This window comes from Actinomadura alba (assembly GCF_014323705.1).
In the GTDB taxonomy this organism is placed as follows: Bacteria; Actinomycetota; Actinomycetes; order Streptosporangiales; family Streptosporangiaceae; genus Actinomadura_C; species Actinomadura_C alba.
The window spans coordinates 31,910-48,116 of record NZ_JABVEC010000040.1; the positions used below are offsets into that span (position 1 = coordinate 31,910).

Here is a 16,207-nt window from a genome sequence, read left to right on the forward strand (position 1 = left end):
GGCGGGTGCCACCGCCGACGCTATCAATTAGTTGAGCGTTGAACAACTACTAGGATGACCTCGTGAGCCGACCCCGGTGGTTGAACGACGATGAACAGGGTGCGTGGCGCGCCTTTTACGCCGCGAGCAGGGTGCTGTTCGACCAGCTCGATCGGGAGCTCCAGCGCGATTCGGACATGCCGCACGCCTATTACGAGATTCTCGTTGTGCTGTCGGAGGTTCCGGGACGGGAACTGCGCATGAGAGAACTCGCCGAGCTCACCCGTTCGAGCCCGAGCCGGCTGTCGCACGCCGTGTCACGGCTCGAGGGCCGCGGCTGGGTACGGCGCCGGGAGTGCCCGGACGACAAGCGCGGCCAGCTCGCGATGCTCACCGACGAGGGGATGGCCGCCCTGGTGGAAGCGGCTCCCGGGCATGTGGAGGGCGTGCGGACCCATCTGTTCGATCGGCTCACGCCACAGCAGGTCGACCAGCTGCGGGCCATCTGTGAGGCGGTCGTCGAGCCGCTCGTCCCCGATCACCCGCTCCTGCGTCGCGAGGGCCTCGGGACTTCCGCTGGACGGAAGGAAGGCCCCTGACCCGGTACGCGATCAGGCCAGGATCGTGGTGATACCGGATGAGGAGGCGTCATGCGCACCCAGGTGGCGATCGTCGGAGCCGGCCCGGCTGGGCTGCTGCTCTCCCACCTGCTGCACACGCGGGGCATCGACTCCGTGGTGCTGGAGAGCCGCGACCGGTCGTACGTCGAGCGTAGGCAGCGCGCCGGCCTGCTCGAGCAGGGCACCGCCGACATCCTGCGCGACAGCGGGGTGGGCGGACGGCTGGATCGTGAGGGCCTCGTCCACGAAGGGCTCGAGCTGCGTTTCGGCGGCGCCGGGCACCGCATTCCGCTGACCGAGCTCACCGGCCGGACCGTCACCGTGTACGCGCAGACCGAGATCGTGAAGGACCTGATCGCGGAGCGGTTGTCCGCGGGCGGTGACCTGCGTTTCGAGAGCGAGGTCGTGGCGGTGGACCCGTCGGCCCCGTCCGTGACCTTCCGGAAGGACGGCCGCACGCACACCCTCGACTGCGACGTGATCGCCGGGTGCGACGGTTTCCACGGGGTGTGCCGCCCGGCTGTGCCGACGCTGCGGACATTTGAGCGCGACTATCCGTACGGATGGCTGGGCATCCTGGCGGACGTCCCGCCCTCCACGGACGAGCTCATCTACTGCCATCACGAGCGGGGGTTCGCACTGCACAGCCTGCGCTCACCCACGATCAGCCGTCTCTATCTCCAGGTCCCCCACGACGAGGACATCGCCCGCTGGCCGGACGAGCGCATCTGGGAGGAGCTCAGCACGCGGTTCGCCGTCGATTCCGGCTGGCGGCTGAAGGACGGCCAGATCCTGGAGAAGGGCATCACGCCGATGCGCAGTTTCGTCGCCGAGCCCATGCGTCACGACCGGCTGTTCCTCGCCGGGGACGCCGCGCACATCGTGCCGCCGACCGGGGCGAAGGGGCTCAACCTCGCGGTGTCCGACGTGACGATGCTAGCCGAGGCGCTGGTCGAAATGGCCGAAATCGGGTCGGAAGCCCTGCTCGACAGCTATTCTGACAATTGTCTCAAAAGGGCATGGCGGGCCGAGCACTTCTCGTACTGGATGACGACCCTGCTGCACACCGATCCCTCCGAGAACGCCTTCGGGCGCCGCCTGCGACTGTCGCACCTCGACTATGTGGTCTCCTCCCGTGCCGCTGCTACCACGCTGGCGGAGAACTACGTCGGGTTTCCTCTCTGACGTCGTTGTCGCGCAGCAACGGGCCATGCACAGGCTTCCCGGCACCGTTCGGACGCTTGCCAAAGCGGTGCTTATCAGATGTATGACTTGAAGCCGTACAAAGAGGACATTAGATGCCGAATCCCTATTATTAAAGCATGTCTGTCGAGGGCGTTGCATCGAAGCCAAATCTCACAATCCGCGGTTTCATGGAGTTAGTGCCAGGGGATTTATGCAAGCGGAACATCCGGCATAAAGCATTAATTGCTCAGGTGCGACTGATGTCGTGCTGCGAAGCCGACCGGTTCCATAGAAAATCTGGCCCTATGGCTCGATTTCTTCAAGGAGGTAAGTTCCATGGAAAGCCAGAAGCGTGTGGCAGTTGTGATGTCCGGGCTGGTTCTTACGGGCGCAGCCGCCCTCGCCGTCGGCGCGGCCGCTCCGGCCAGCGCCGCGGCCGTGACCGCGGCGCCGCAACAGGTGATCTCCGGTGGTGGCGGTGGTGGTGGCGGTGGTGGCGGCGGTGCCGCTGCGGCCGCCGGTAAGGGAGCAGCAGCCGCGGCCGCCGGTGGCGGTGGCGGTGGCGGCGGTGGCGGTGGGCAGCAGCAGCAGCAGCAACAGCAGCAGCAGGAGAACAGAAACAACGAAAAGGACGAAAACAACGAACACTGGGTCCTCTAGCACCGGCGCCATCGCCGTGCGGTGACCGCGAGCACCCGTTCGGGTGCGGCTGCGGTGAAAGGGGCCTCGCATCTTCGGGTGCGAGGCCCCTGCTCATTTGTGCGCCACTCGAAGATAATTGGCGATGGATACAATTTATGGCCCGAAGTCGGATCCTGTTGCACATGAAGGATATCCTATTGCGGAGTCGGACATAGTCATATTAATTGTCGCATAAAAGCGTGTGGCGTGAATGACTGGCGCGGCCTAAAGCGCAGTTGTCTGCAATGTTGAATCGAAGCCAAGTCGCACATCTTGCGGTTTCGTGAACTTGGCCCTGGGGATGAGGTTAGTAGAAGATGCGGCAGGAAGTCGGCCACTGGGTATATGGTGCATTCATTTATCGTTCGTCATGGCAAGAATGTAATGTCAGATGGCGGCCTGTCTTGTTCCGCAGTAGTTCGAAATCGGCCTTAAGGGTGAATTCTCCAAGGAGGCAAGTCAATGGGAATATCAAGGCGGCTGGCCGTCGGCGTGTCCGGCCTGGTGTTCATGGGGGGTACGGGCCTCGCCGTGGGCGCGGCGGCCCCGGTCAGCGCGGCAGCCCTGGTGGCCGCTCCCACACAGGTCATCTCAGGTCACGGGTGCGGTCGTGCGAGGTGCTCGAGCCATAGTCATAGCCGGATGACCGACCGCGCGGCGCATCGGCAGCACAGCCGTCAGAGGATCATCGTGATAAACCGGATCCACAACACCGCCAGGGCCAACAACGACCAGTTCCAGCGGCAGGAGGAGCAGCAGCGCCAGCGCGCCCGGGGAGAGGCGGCCGCGGCGGCCGCCGCCGCCGGTGGCGGTGGCGGCGGTGGCGGCGGCGGTGGCGGCGATGAAGGCCAGCAGCAGCAGCAGGAGGAGAATCGCGGCGGTGCCGCAGCGCCGCCCGGAACGACCAGTACGCCCAGCGCGCGGAGGGGCTCGACGTCGAGAACGCAGGGAGCCTTGAGAAGGCCGGAAGCGGCACCGCGGAACCGTGATTCGGAAAACGCGCCAGGGGGAGCCGGTGGAGCGAACATCGCTCCGGGAGCTCCGGGAGCCTCGGGCCTTCCCGGTGCGATGCCTGGTATGCCGCTGCCACGCTGAGGACCGGCATCACGGAAATACTCTCGTTCGGGTCTCGCGCCGGTCGGCGCGAGACCCTTTCCGTGCCCGGCCGCTGAGGCTGCGGTCCAAGGCCGGTGAGACTTGACCGCGAGACGGTTCTCGGGAAAGGAGGCGCTCATCGAGCCTGACCACCTGTGAGGTCACCGACCAACTGAGCTTCGGCCGCCCCCGTTCCGATCGGCCTTGAGAAAGTGGTGAACGGTCAAAAGGCGTCATATCCGTCCGGCCGTCGCCTTCAACGATCCGCTGGTACCGTTTCCGGGCGCTCACGGCCCGGTGCGCTCTGTCTCCCGGGCTCACCCCGGCCTGAGCGACCGGGAACCGCTCCATCCGGTCAAGCATGTCTCCGGCGGCCGCCCACGGTTCGTCCGTCGGCCCGTGAGCGGTCGTCATCCTGACGCCGCCGGCGGAGCACGTGGGGGGAGTGCCGCTGGGGACTCGGCCCGGAGACCGCCGGACTCCTTCTGTAGGGACGAACAGGCCATGCTCTGAAGTGAACGGTATGCCGCTGCGAATACCCGGACATCAGAACAGTCGCGGCTATTCGGACATACGCGTATGTACGCCCACATAAATCTGTGTAACGGTACTGATCGCCTTGATTAAAGCAGGATCTCTAGGATTGTCGAATCGATGTCAAGTCTCACATCTTGCGGTTTCGTGGAGTTGGCCCAGGGGATGACGTTAGCGGAACATGCGGCATGAAGTCAGTTGGTGGGTCCATTATGCATCCATTGTTCCGTGCAACGGCATACGTCGCCACGGCGCCGTCCTTGTTCCGTAGAGATGCAATTCAGCCTTTCCGGCTTGATTTCTCCAAGGAGGCAAGTTCCATGGGTATTCCGAAGAGCATGGCGGTCGCCGTGTCCGGCCTGACTCTCGCCGGGGGTGCCGCCCTCGGGGTGATGGTGGCCACTCCGGCCAGCTCGGCCAGCGTCCAGACCACGGTCGCTGCGCCTCAGCAGGCCCTTACCGGCTGCCAAGGCGGCTGCCGCGGCCGTGGATGCTGCACCAGGAGTAGCAACCATAACCATTTCCGGCAATTCAGGCACCACCACTACCGGAACCACGATCGCGCCATCATCGTCAACCGGAACCAGAACTTCAGCAGGAGCAGGAACGATCAGTTCCAGCGGCAGCTGGAGCAGCAGCGGCAGCGGATCAGAGAGGAAGAAGAGCAGAACGGTCCGCGCATGAACGCTAACGCCGCACAGCCGCGCTGAGCACTATCACGAGAACCGTTCATGCCGTAGCCGCATCCGGTCGAGTGCTATAGCCATGGGTCCCGCATCGATTCGGTGCGGGACCCGGTCACATCTCCAGCCGTGCAGGCAGCAGGAATCAGCGGCTGTGTAGCCATAGATCTGGACATATTCCTATGTAGTGACATATTGCGTGCATAGCATATGTGATCGTGCTGATTAAAGCCGGATCGCCGAGAGCATCGAATGGATGTCAAGTCTCACATCTTGCGGTTTCGTGGACTTGGCTCTGGGGATCAACTAATCGGAACGAAGGGTATGGACTCAGGCGAACGATCCGTTGATCCTCGTTCTCCGGTGTGACGGGAGTCGCGCTACAAAGCCGACCTTGTTCCATTGGAAATCTGAAATTCGGCCTACATGGTCTGATTTCTGCACGTTCGTTTTCTCCAAGGAGGCAAGTTCCATGGGAATGTCAAAGCGCATGGCGATTGCCGTGTCGGGTCTGATGTTCGCGGGTGGCGCGGCCCTCACGGTGGGTACGGCCACGTCGGCGAGCGCCCACACCACGGCCGCCGCCCCTGTGCAGCTGGTGGCCGATGGCTGCTGCGGGCGCAATCACCACAGGTTCCATCACCACAACCGCCATCACTTCCGCCACAACCAGCGGATCATCGTGATCAACCGTAACAACAACTTCAGCAGGAGCAACAACGACCAGTTCCAGCGGCAGCAGGAGCAGCAGCGTCAGCGGTTCCAAGAGGACGACTAGGCGATTGTCCAGAATCAATGGCGGTCACCATGCCGCGGCATGGTCGCCATGCCACAAGCACTGTTGACGATGTAGCCGCCATCCGCTGGTATCGTCGGCTGGGGTCTCGTACCGAATCGGTGCGAGACCCCATCTGGTTCGCCGTCTCACTTTCTTCGGTCACGGTGACATTCTCATCGCCCACTGGTCGACGCCAATACGCGGCCTGGCTAAATGGCTCGGTAATTCCGATGTTCGGCGTTGCAAGTCAGGTGGGTGGGCCTATTCGCCTGGCCAAGCCGTGAGTAGTGGCATGTAGCCGACTTGGTTCCACTAATCCGAATTCTGCCTTTATGGCTTGATTTCTCCAAGGAGGTAAGTTCCATGGTAATTTCGAAGTACATGGCGGTTGCCGTGTCGGGTCTGGTGTTCGCGGGGGGTGCCGCCCTCGCGGTGGGCGCGGCGGCGCCGGCCAGTGCCCACACGGTGGTCGCCGCCCCCGGCCAGTTGGTCTCGGATGGCTGCTGCGGGCGTTCCCACAGGAGGTCGCACCACTTCAACCGCCATCACTTCCGCCACAACCAGCGGATCATCGTGATCAACCGCAACAACAACTTCGGCAGGAGCGACCAGTTCCTGCGTCGGCGCTAGCGCCTGCGGGAGGACAATGGCGGGGCGGCGCGGGAGCTGCAGCGCATAGGCCGCGGTTCCAGGGCCCCGCGCCGCTCTAAGGGCCCACGCCGGCGACCGTCCGTGGGGCAAGGACCTCGCCGTGACCTGGTCGTAGCGCCTGGAAGCCGCAAGCGACCTGAACCAACGTCCACAGCTGTGGGGTCGCGCATGGTAGGCGCGGGACCCGCTTTATGCAAATGGTGAATTGCGGGACAGGTCACTGAATTTGGACATAGAGCCAAATCGTGGATAATAGGGTGTTTGATGTCGCAACTAGCACCTCATTAAAGCATCCATGTCGAGATCCCCGAATCGGTGCCAAGTCTTATATCTTGCGGTTTCGCGAACTAGGTGCAGGGGATGAGATAAATGGAAAATACGGCATGGAGTGAGGTAGTGGATACGTCAACGCATCCATGATTCGTGTAGCGGCCAAATGTCGCACGGCGGGCTCGCCATCGTCCGTAAGAACTAGAATTCGGCCTTATGGCCTGGTTTTCTCCAAGGAGGCAAGTTCCATGGGAATTTCGAAGAGCACGGCGGTTGCCGTGTCGGGTCTGGTGTTCGCGGGGGGTGCCGCCCTCGCGGTGGGCGCGGCGGCGCCGGCCAGTGCCCACACCGTGGTCGCCGCCCCCGGCCAGTTGGTCTCCGATGGCTGCTGCGGGCGTTCCCACAGGAGGTCGCACCACTTCAACCGCCATCACTTCCGCCACAACCAGCGGATCATCGTGATCAACCGCAACAACAACTTCAGCAGGAGCGACCAGTTCCAGCGGCAGCGGGAGCAGCAGCGTCAGCAACAGCGATTCGACGAAGACGAAAACTGAGGAATCAGTCGGAACCGCGAAATCTCTGGCCGACCGGTGCTCATGGCCGTGGCCGGCATGAGGGGTCCCACATCGGCTGGTGTGGGACCCCGCCGTGCACGTATCTAAAAGGGCCCTCAGTGCCCCGGATCGCCGTTCATTAAAGCACGGTGGTAAAGAGTCCAAAGTCTCATATCTCGCGGTTTCGTGAAGTTGGCCCAGGGGATGAAATAAGCGGAACATCGGGGATGGGGTCAAGTGATGGATTTGATTCGCCTGCCCATTGTTCGTCGCGCTGAGAAGTGTCACCAACGTGACAGACCTTGTTCCGTAGAGATTCGAAAGTCGGCCATCTATGGCTCGATTTCTCCAAGGAGGCAAGTTCCATGGTAATTTCGAAGTACATGGCGATTGCCGTGTCCGGCCTGGCCTTCGCGGGAGGTGCCGTTCTCGCGGCCGCCCCGGCCAGTGCGCAGGTCATGGCCGCCGCACCTCAGCATGTGATTTCCGGTGGCGTTGTGGGCGGTGGCGGTGTGGGTCCCGGCCCCCGTCCGGTGGTCCATCGCAGGGTGGTCGTTCACAGGCCGGTCCACAGGGTCAGGGTCCACCGGCCCTGCATCAACAGATGCCACAACCGCGATCACTTCCGCGAGTTCGACCGTTTCCACGCCCGGGAGCACAGGCGCGCCATCATCGTCAACCGGAACCGCAACTTCAGCGACAGTGACACCGACCAGTTCCAGCGGCAGCAGGAGCGGCAGCAGCAGGAAATCCGACCAGAAGAAGACAGGTAGATAGATACACCGTTCGCGGTGGGAGGGTCGCTGCGTCACCACGTCGCCGCCCGTCGGTGGACCGGCCGGGTGACCGGATCAGGACCTTTGGGTCTTGCGGGCATGGGGGTCTCGCGCCGGTGGTCGGTGCGGGACCCCGTCCCGCGCCGCCGCCGAGGACTCGGCCGCATGTACCCGTGATTCCTGCAAAACGGGCATAGGGTGAAATGTGCACAATCTCCGGCAATTAAAGCGGCTTTGTCGAGAGTATCGAACTGACGCCAAGTCTTATATCTCGCTGTTTTGTGGGCCTCCCTCCGGGGATGACGTTAATGGAACATGCGGCATGAAGTCAGTCGGTGGGCCCATTGATGCCCACTTTATCGTCGGAACATTTGATCGTTGCCACGGGGCCGACCTCGTTCCGTAGAAATCTGAATTAGGCCTTTATGGCTTGATTTCTCCAAGGAGGCAAGTTCCATGGGAATTCCAAAGAGCATGGCGGTTGCCGTGTCCGGCCTGGTTTTCGCGGGAGCGGCCGCGCTCGCGGTGGGCGCGGCCAGTCCGGCCCGCGCTGCGGGCGTGGCGATCGCGCCTGGCGTCGTCTGCGGCGGGAAGGCGTCCGGAAAAGCGGCCGGAAAGGCGCGCGGCGGAAAGATCCGTGGTGGCAAGGTCCGCCATGGACGGGTGGCGGTGCGGCGATTCCATGTCCGCAGGGCCGGGGTTCGCCACTTCGTGGGCGGTCGTGGTGGCTGTGGTTGCAGTTCGAACCGGCACCACGGCTCCAACCGGCACTTGAACGTCCACCACCTTCATCAGCGGATCATCGTCATCAACCGGAACAACAACGTCAGCCGCAGCGGCCAGGTCCAGCGCCAGCGGGTGGACCCGGAAGAGCGGTTCATCCGTAGTCTCGAGCCCGGCCTGCTGACGCCCGGCGCGCCGGACACGACTGCGCCCGCGGCGGCTCCGGCAGCGGCCCCTGCGGCGGCCCCTGCGGCGGCTCCGGCAGCGGCCCCGGGAGCGGCGCAAGGTTCGACGCAGGGTGCGGCTCCGGTGGCCGCGCCGGCCATCGCGCCCGGAGCGCCTGACTCGGGGGTGCCTGCGGCGCCCATGTAGCGATCCAAATCAAACTCAGATCCACTCAGATCCGCTCGGGTCCGGGTCCTCGCACTATGCGGGACCCGGACCCGAGTGCCATGAGCCCTGTCGACAGGTGCAGAACGGGGAGCAAGCACCATCTGATCACGGACGGCACCGGGATACCTCTCGCGTTCACGCTGACCCGCGACTGGGCGTCCACCGCTGGCTGGTAGAGCGCGCCTTCGCGCTCCTGCACCGCTTCCGGCGTCCACGCATCCCCTGGGAAGTCCGCGACGACATCCACGACCACCTCCAGGCACTCTCGATCACCGGTGAGCTGGATGAACCCAGAGGAACCACGGGACATCGCCATCCACACGACGCCCTCGCCCGCGTCGAGCCTGTCCAGTGCCCCCGGCCCGGGCCCGCGACTTCCAAACTCTATCAACCGGGACATATTCGGACGCAATGGTATAAATACCCTAAGTTTGACTATTTCTGGAGATTAAAGAAGAGCTGTCCAAGGTGGAGAATCGTAGTCAAGCTAGCTTTCTTACCGTTTCGTGCTTAGAGCCCTAGGGGATGACATTAGCGAACATGCGGTACAGGGTCGCGTGGTGAGCGGAAATATGCTCATCATTCAGCGTGGCGGGGGTCGCGCTGGCAGATCGGCACTGTTCCGTACATGCCCGAATCCAGCCTTTACGGCTTGAATTCCCCCAGGAGGTATTTCCATGGGAATTCCGACGCACATGGCGATCGCCATGTCCGGCCTGGTTTTCGCGGGAGGTGCTGCTCTCATGATCGGCGGAGCGACTTCGGCCAGTGCCGAGGCGATGGCCGCCGCACCTCAAGTCACATCCGCCAAGTCGTCGTGCGGGCACCGCCGCGGATGCGGCTGCAACCGCAGCTGCGGCTGCCGTCGGGGCTGTGGGGGCTGCAACCGCCACCACGGCCGGCACAGCAACCGCCACACGTTCTCACACAACCAGCGCATCGTCGTCATCAACAGGAACAACAACATCAGCCGGAGCGGCCCCGAAATCGGCCAGCGCCGTGGTTTCAGGGGCCTCGACGACCTCAGGGGCGTGGACGACGATGACTTCGGTGACGGCGGTGGCTGGAACGACTGAACCGTGTCCTCACCGGTGACAGCGGTCCCCGGGGCCGGGTAGCGGCGTACCGACCGGCACCTGTACGGGGTCGTATCGAGGATGGGCCTCGCGCTCGAAGGAGCGCGGGGCCCTTTCGTGTGCCCGCGATTAAAGTCACTTCTGGGAGTTTTCCGGCATGCGGTCAAGTCGCGTTTTGGCGCGGCATGCCGGGGGGATGGCGTTACCGAAAGGTGCGGTATGTGGTGATACGGGCAATAGGTGTCGTATGTCCTATTACCCTGAGGCGTGGCGGTCGGGAAGGGTGCCGGCAGGTGCTCCGTGCCGCGGAACGCGATTCCGGCCTTCACGGCTCGAATTCTCCAAGGAGGTCTCCGTGGGAATTCTGAAGCGCATCACTCTCGCCATCTCGGGTCTGCTGCTGGCGGCAGTGGCGACCCTCGCGATGGGCGCGGCCCCGGCCGCGGCCGCCTCGTCGGCGACGGCCGGCAGTCACGGCATCACCCTGTCCGCCTGGTGCGGCGACTGGGAATGTGGCTGTTGGGACGACTGCTGTGACGACTGCTTTGTCGATTGGTGGTGATCGCGGCGTTCGCGCGGTAGAGAGGCCAGTGCGCGCGCCAGGCGGGCGGTGACGAGGCCACCGCCGGTCTGGCCGGCGCTGGGGCCCATGGGTCCCGCACCTGAGGGTGCGGGACCTGTTTTCGTTTCTCGCTGCAGGTTCTGTCAAACCTCTATAAATTGGGTCAAATCCGGATTTTTCCCAGTTTCGCCCAGTTGGCCCCGGGAATGCCGTTATTCGGAAGATGTGGCATGGGGTCATGGAGGCAGTGGGCCATTCATGCAGCCGTTCGCCGGTGCGGCGTCCACGCGTCGCGCCGGGGGATCGACTCCGTACCACAGAAACGCGATTCCAGCCTTTATGGCTCGAATTCTCCAAGGAGGTAGTTTCCGTGGGAATTCTGCAGCGCATGACTGTCGCCATCTTCGGCCTGCTGCTCGCGGGGGTGGCAGCCCTCGCCTTCGGTACCACCGCACCCGCCGCCGCGGCCACCGTGGCCACGGCCGGCCAGACCGGCACCGTCCTGTCCTTCTTCGACGACGACTGCGATGACGACTTCGACGATGACTTCGACGATGACGACGACTTCGATGACGACGACGACTTCGACGACGACTTCGAAGACGACGACTTCGACGACGTCTGACACCGGCGGCGACCGACCAGTGACAGCGCACGCCGGGCCGAGGTGAGAGATCGCCCGTAGGACGCTGTCGGCACGAGGGCCCCGCACCGGGCGGTGCGGGGCCCTTCGCCGGAGGGACGCGCCGGGGTGGGTGGGGCGCCGGATCAGGCGTGCGGGCCGCGTGCGACGCCGCGGAGCGGATGAGGGGAGTGTCGTCGTGGTCGACCGGCAACGGGCCAGGGGATGCCTGCTCGGCCTCGCGGCCGGCGACGCCCTCGGCCGTCCCGCCGAGAACCTGGCGCCAGAGGAGATCGCCGGGCGCTGGGGACGCCTCACCGAGCTCGCTCGCGGGCCGGACGGCATGGCGGTGGGCACCGATGACACCGAGTACGCCCTCTTCACCGCCTTCCTGCTGGAGACCTACGGCTCCGCCCTGAGCAGCGGGGACGTGGCGCGGGAATGGCGCCGGAACATCATCGCGCCGCTGGACGAGCGGCCGGGCCCCATGCGCGGGGCGGGCTTCTCCGAGCTGGGCACGGTGCAGGCGCTGCGCCGTGGCCTGGAGCCTCCGCTGAGCGGCCGGTGGCAGCAGCATGGCTGGTCGGACGGCCTGGCGATGCGCGCCGCCCCGTACGGCGTCTTCGCCGCGGGCGAGCCCGCTGAGGCGGCCCGCCTGGCGGGCGTCGACGGAGCCGTGAGCCATGGTGGTGAGGGCGTGCACGGCGGGCGCGCCGTTGCGGCGGCCGTGGCCCTCGCGATGACGGGCGCCCCACCGGCCCAGGTGATCGACGCCGCGCTGGCGGTCATCCCGGCGGACTCCTGGACCGGTCGCACCGTCCGCGCGAGCGTGCGGATCGCCGGTGCGCGACGCTCCGCCATACCCGTGATCGCCGACGAGCGGCACACGGCCGATCTGCACGAGGCCGTGGTCGTACGGCACTGTCCCTGGGCCGATCTCGCGCCCGAGGCGGTGGCGCTCGCCTTCGCCGCGTACCTGCTCGGCGCGGGAGAGGTAGAGGTCTCGGTGACCAACGCGGTGAACCTCGGCCGTGACGCCGACACCACGGCGGCGATCGCCGGTGCCCTGGCGGGCGCGGGCCAGGGCGAGGACGGTGTGCCCGAGCGCTGGTCGGCCCGCATCGGCCCGGCTCGCGGAACGTGCCTGCGCGCCGTCGCCGGGCGTGACGTCCGCGATGCCGCCGACGCCCTGGCGGCCGCCGCGCGCCGGGAGCACACCGGCCCGGGGCGTGCCCCCGGCGCGCGGCGCGAACAGCCGCGAGACCAAGGGGGGTGGCGGGCGTGCCGGCGGGGGATCTGAGAGACCGCGTCCGAGGTGCGTTCGTGGGGCTCGCCATCGGGGACGCCGCGGGCTGGCCGGCCGCGCGGCACCGCTCGGGACTCCTGGCGCCGTGGACCCGCAGGCTGGCCCGCGAACTCGACGAGTTCGCCGAAGAGCACCGGCTCACCACGCTGCCGGTGCCGTTCACACTGAACCAGCCGGTCACCGCGCTGCAGGTCGGTCCGTCCGACGACGCCGAATGGCTCGCGTGGACCGCGCGCGGCCTGCGCACCGATCGCCGCGCCGCCTTCCAGGCGCTGGCCGGCGCCCCGGGCCTCCGCGTGCGGATGTCGGTGCGCGCGGCGCTCGACAACCTCCGGCGCGGCATCGGACCGCCCGCGAGCGGCCATGACAATCCGCACTTCTTCGATGACGCCGCGGCCGTGCGGGCGGTCGCGTTCGGAGCGGCCCATCCCGGTGATCCCGCGCGGGCGGCTCGCGCCGGGCGTGCCGACGCCGAGATCACGAACGCGGAGGACGGCGTCCACGGCGCGGCGGCGATGGCCGCGGCGGTCTCGGTGGCCGTCGTGGGAGAGCCCGTCGCGACCGTCGTCACTGCGGCACTCGCGGAGCTGCCCGAGCACACTGCGATCCGGTGCGCCGCCGGCGCCGCGCTGACGGCCGCGGAGCTCGCGGGTGACGCCTTCGCCGCCGTGCCCCTGCTCGACGCGGCCGTACAGGACCATGTCTACAGCTATGGGGTGGCCGCCGCGCAGACGATCCCGGTGGCCCTCGCGCTCACCCGGGCCTCCGGCGGAGCGCTCATGAGCGCGGTCCCGGCCGCCGCGTGCCTTCCCTCGCTCGCCGACTCGGCGCCGGCGCTCACCGGCGCGCTGACCGGCGCGCTCACCGGCTACGCCGCGCTGCCGGGCGGATGGCGCAGGAGCGCCCGCGTGCTGCCCGGGTGCTGCCTGCCCTGCCTCGCCGGAGCCGATCTCGCCCAGATCGCCGACCACGTCGCGGCCGGCCGTACGGACCGCGCGACGCCACCCCACAGCGATGCCCGGCGGATGACGGGCCATGTCTGAGAGGAGTCACGTCTGATGAGGAGTCACGTCCGATGACCGGCCATACCTGGACGCGGCTCACCTGGACTCATCCCGAGGACCTGGTCGGGCACGAGCTCCGGCAGGCCGGGCAGGACGGGCGCGATCCCAGAGCCGTCCGCTCGGTCGCGGCGCGATGGCGGGCGGCCGGCGGCCCGGACCCCCCGCCGCGCGCGGGCACGGCGGCACGGCCCACGCCCGCACTGCGCGGTCTCGCGGAACGACTGCTGGACGAACTCGCCGGCCTGCCGGTGCCGGACGGTGAACCCTCAGGGCTCGATGAGATCATCGCGGCCTGCCCGGACTGGCCCGAGGGCGGGCGCACGGCACCCGATCCCGACCGGGTGCTCGGCGCGTGGCTCGGCCGGGCGGCCGGCTGCGCACTGGGCGCACCGGTGGAGAAGATCCCCCGCGAGGGCATCCGGGAGATAGCCGAGGCGACGGGGAACTGGCCGATCCGCGGCTGGTTCACGGCCGAGGGGCTGCCCGGCGACATCGCGGACCGGTGGCCGTGGAACACCCACGGCGCGGCCACCTCCCTGGCCGAGAACCTCGACGGCGCTCCGCCCGATGACGACCTCGAGTTCTCCATGCTGGCGCTGGCGACGCTGGAGCGCCACGGCCGGGACTTCACCACCGAGGACGTGGCGCGCTTTTGGCTGGAGCACCTGCCCGGCGGCCGCGTCTTCACCGCCGAACGCGTCGCCTACCGCAACCTGCTGCTGGGCGTCGAACCGCCGGATACAGCGACGTACCACAACCCGTTCCGCGAGTGGATCGGCGCTCAGATCCGCACGGACGTGTACGGCTGGGTGAACGCCGGCGACCCCGGCGCCGCGGCCGCGATGGCGCACCGGGACGCCCGGCTGAGTCACACCGCCAACGGCGTGTACGGGGCGATGTTCGTCGCCGCGATGTGCGCCTCGGCGGTGACGGGCGCCTGCCTCGACGAGGTGCTCGCCGCGGGGCTGTCGGTGGTGCCTCCGCGATCGCGGCTCGCGTGCGCCGTCCGCCGGGCGGTCACGGCCGCGCGGCGGCACGAGGACTTCGAGCGCGTCCTCGGCGAGCTGTACGCGAGCCACGGGGACCTGCACTGGGTGCACGTGGTCAACAACGCCGCCCTGGTCGCCGCCGCGCTGGTGCACGGTGCGGGCGACTTCACGACCTCGATCGCGGCCGCCGTGTGCGGTGGCTGGGACACCGACTCCGACGGCGCGACCGTCGGGTCGATCGCCGGCGCCCTCACCGGCGCCCGCCTGCTGCCCTCGAGATGGACGACCGCGCTGCGCGGCCGTGCGTCCAGCGGCCTGGCCGGCTTCGACGGGGTGTCCTTCGGCGAGCTGGCCGCACGCGTGTGCGCATTGCCCGCTCCGCACCGCCCCGGAGGCGTTAGCGTGGCGCCGTGGAAGCGGTCATAGCGACGCTGGTGGTCGTGGCGGTCATCGGTGTCCCCGCCCTCCTGCTCCGCCGGGTCCTGCGCGGGCGCCGGGACCTCGGCGGCCCGGTCGACCGGGCCACCTTCGAGACGTTGCACACGGCGTCGCTCGCCGCCCCGCCGCTGCGGTCGGGGCTGACCGCCCAGGGGGCCGAGAAGGCGGCACGGCACCTGGGCGTGCTCCTCGGGCAGGCCGCGCTCGCGATCACGAACGCCGAGGAACTGCTCGCCTGGGAGGGGGCGGGCGGCCATCACGCCCAAGCGGCCCTCGATCACGCCAAGGACACCCTCGCGGGCGGCCGCACCCGGGTGCTGGGCCCCGACGTGGTGGCGTGCGGCGACCTGGACTGCCCGGTCCGCCACGCGATCGTGGTGCCGCTCACCACCGACGACCGGGTCGTCGGCACGCTCACCGCCTACGGCACCCAGGCGTCGGCCGGGCTGGTGCGCGCGGCCGAGGAGGTGGGCCGCTGGGTCGACGCCCAGCTCGAACTGGCCGATCTGGACAGGTCACGGACCCTTCTCATGGAGGCCGAGGTACGCGCCCTGCGCGCGCAGATCTCACCGCACTTCATCTACAACTCGCTGACCACGATCGCCTCGTTCGTGCGAACCGATCCCGAACGGGCCCGCGAACTGCTGCTGGAGTTCGCCGACTTCACCCGGTACTCCTTCCGCAGACATGGCGACTTCACCACGCTCGCCGAGGAACTGCGCAGCATCGACCGCTACCTGCTGCTCGAACGCGCCCGTTTCGGCGACGACCTGCACGTGACCCTGCGAATCGCCCCCGAGGTGCTGCCCGTCGCCGTGCCGTTCCTGTGCGTACAGCCGCTGGTCGAGAACGCCGTGCGGCACGGGCTGGAGGGCAAGCCGGGGCCAGGACGCATCACGATCCTCGCCGAGGACGGCGGCGCCGAGTGCGTCATCAGCGTGGAGGACGACGGCGTCGGCATGGACCCCGACCGGATGCGCCGCGTGCTGGCCGGTGAGGCGCGCAGCGGGGCCGGCATCGGCCTCGCCAACGTGGACGAGCGGCAGCGCCAGGTGTACGGCGACGCCTACGGGCTCGTCGTCGAGACGGCCGAGGGCGCCGGGATGAAGGTGAGCCTGCGGGTGCCGAAATACCGTCCCGGCGTTTCCGCGACGTAGCGTCTCCGGGCGCCTGCCCGGTGTGCTGACCTCGAATGGTCCCTGTGTTGACATCGAATGGCCGAGTC

General features: G+C 67.2%; 18 protein-coding genes. 16 read left to right on the forward strand and 2 right to left on the reverse strand.

Translation table 11 applies throughout. The annotated features are described in order from the left end of the window. Window positions 1-62: 62 nt before the first annotated feature. Both HKK74_RS33455 and HKK74_RS33460 read left to right on the forward strand, forming a co-directional pair. The gene (locus HKK74_RS33455) at window positions 63-578 is read left to right on the forward strand and encodes a MarR family winged helix-turn-helix transcriptional regulator (protein WP_187247408.1); all 516 of its coding nucleotides are present in this window, start codon (window positions 63-65) and stop codon (window positions 576-578) included. 51 nt (window positions 579-629) lie between these two features. After that, the gene (locus HKK74_RS33460) at window positions 630-1,784 is read left to right on the forward strand and encodes a 4-hydroxybenzoate 3-monooxygenase (protein WP_187247409.1); all 1,155 of its coding nucleotides are present in this window, start codon (window positions 630-632) and stop codon (window positions 1,782-1,784) included. A gap of 303 nt (window positions 1,785-2,087) precedes the next feature. Here the strand turns inward: HKK74_RS33460 and HKK74_RS39415 are convergent, their stop codons facing one another. Further along, complete coding sequence (locus tag HKK74_RS39415) at window positions 2,088-2,432, reverse strand: hypothetical protein (RefSeq protein WP_222723055.1); 345 nt, start codon at window positions 2,430-2,432, stop codon at window positions 2,088-2,090. Window positions 2,433-3,107: 675 nt separating this feature from the next. On the opposite strand from HKK74_RS39415, the gene HKK74_RS33470 reads away from it, so the two are divergent. The 7 genes from HKK74_RS33470 to HKK74_RS33500 all read left to right on the forward strand — a co-directional run bounded on the left by HKK74_RS33470 (window position 3,108) and on the right by HKK74_RS33500 (window position 8,904). Continuing rightward, window positions 3,108-3,560 carry a hypothetical protein gene (locus HKK74_RS33470; RefSeq protein ID WP_187247411.1) on the forward strand — a complete coding sequence of 151 codons (453 nt, stop codon included), beginning with the start codon at window positions 3,108-3,110 and terminating at the stop codon, window positions 3,558-3,560. Window positions 3,561-4,414: 854 nt separating this feature from the next. Beyond that, window positions 4,415-4,804 carry a hypothetical protein gene (locus HKK74_RS33475; RefSeq protein ID WP_187247412.1) on the forward strand — a complete coding sequence of 130 codons (390 nt, stop codon included), beginning with the start codon at window positions 4,415-4,417 and terminating at the stop codon, window positions 4,802-4,804. A gap of 445 nt (window positions 4,805-5,249) precedes the next feature. Continuing rightward, the gene (locus HKK74_RS33480; RefSeq protein WP_187247413.1) at window positions 5,250-5,555 is read left to right on the forward strand and encodes a hypothetical protein; all 306 of its coding nucleotides are present in this window, start codon (window positions 5,250-5,252) and stop codon (window positions 5,553-5,555) included. A gap of 363 nt (window positions 5,556-5,918) precedes the next feature. Next, window positions 5,919-6,185 (forward strand): hypothetical protein, encoded by a 267-nt coding sequence (locus tag HKK74_RS33485; RefSeq protein WP_187247414.1) that lies wholly within the window; start codon window positions 5,919-5,921, stop codon window positions 6,183-6,185. 539 nt (window positions 6,186-6,724) lie between these two features. Beyond that, complete coding sequence (locus HKK74_RS33490) at window positions 6,725-7,033, forward strand: hypothetical protein (protein ID WP_187247415.1); 309 nt, start codon at window positions 6,725-6,727, stop codon at window positions 7,031-7,033. Window positions 7,034-7,416: 383 nt separating this feature from the next. After that, entirely contained in the window at window positions 7,417-7,806 is a 390-nt protein-coding gene (locus HKK74_RS33495; RefSeq protein WP_187247416.1) for a hypothetical protein, read from the forward strand. 459 nt (window positions 7,807-8,265) lie between these two features. Further along, window positions 8,266-8,904, forward strand: a complete 639-nt coding sequence (locus HKK74_RS33500; RefSeq protein WP_187247417.1) for a hypothetical protein — start codon at window positions 8,266-8,268, stop codon at window positions 8,902-8,904. Window positions 8,905-8,929: 25 nt separating this feature from the next. Here HKK74_RS33500 and HKK74_RS42055 read toward each other — a convergent pair whose 3' ends face one another. Next, window positions 8,930-9,325 (reverse strand): hypothetical protein, encoded by a 396-nt coding sequence (locus HKK74_RS42055; RefSeq protein WP_376771581.1) that lies wholly within the window; start codon window positions 9,323-9,325, stop codon window positions 8,930-8,932. Window positions 9,326-9,620: 295 nt separating this feature from the next. On the opposite strand from HKK74_RS42055, the gene HKK74_RS33510 reads away from it, so the two are divergent. The 7 genes from HKK74_RS33510 (at window position 9,621) to HKK74_RS33540 (ending at window position 16,139) form a co-directional block, all read left to right on the forward strand. Beyond that, window positions 9,621-10,001: a hypothetical protein gene (locus HKK74_RS33510; RefSeq protein ID WP_187247418.1), complete on the forward strand. Its 381-nt coding sequence runs from the start codon at window positions 9,621-9,623 to the stop codon at window positions 9,999-10,001. A gap of 355 nt (window positions 10,002-10,356) precedes the next feature. Further along, window positions 10,357-10,563, forward strand: a complete 207-nt coding sequence (locus HKK74_RS33515; protein WP_187247419.1) for a hypothetical protein — start codon at window positions 10,357-10,359, stop codon at window positions 10,561-10,563. 370 nt (window positions 10,564-10,933) lie between these two features. Continuing rightward, window positions 10,934-11,188 (forward strand): hypothetical protein, encoded by a 255-nt coding sequence (locus HKK74_RS33520; protein ID WP_187247420.1) that lies wholly within the window; start codon window positions 10,934-10,936, stop codon window positions 11,186-11,188. Between the two features lie 196 nt (window positions 11,189-11,384). Next, a complete protein-coding gene (locus tag HKK74_RS33525; RefSeq protein ID WP_312882043.1) occupies window positions 11,385-12,485 on the forward strand; it encodes an ADP-ribosylglycohydrolase family protein in 1,101 nt (366 codons plus the stop codon). 23 nt (window positions 12,486-12,508) lie between these two features. Beyond that, the gene (locus tag HKK74_RS33530) at window positions 12,509-13,534 is read left to right on the forward strand and encodes an ADP-ribosylglycohydrolase family protein (RefSeq protein WP_312882044.1); all 1,026 of its coding nucleotides are present in this window, start codon (window positions 12,509-12,511) and stop codon (window positions 13,532-13,534) included. A gap of 32 nt (window positions 13,535-13,566) precedes the next feature. Beyond that, entirely contained in the window at window positions 13,567-14,970 is a 1,404-nt protein-coding gene (locus HKK74_RS33535) for an ADP-ribosylglycohydrolase family protein (RefSeq protein WP_187247423.1), read from the forward strand. Beyond that, window positions 14,955-16,139 (forward strand): sensor histidine kinase, encoded by a 1,185-nt coding sequence (locus tag HKK74_RS33540; RefSeq protein WP_187247424.1) that lies wholly within the window; start codon window positions 14,955-14,957, stop codon window positions 16,137-16,139. The genes HKK74_RS33535 and HKK74_RS33540 overlap by 16 nt, the downstream gene beginning before the upstream one ends. Window positions 16,140-16,207: the final 68 nt, after the last annotated feature.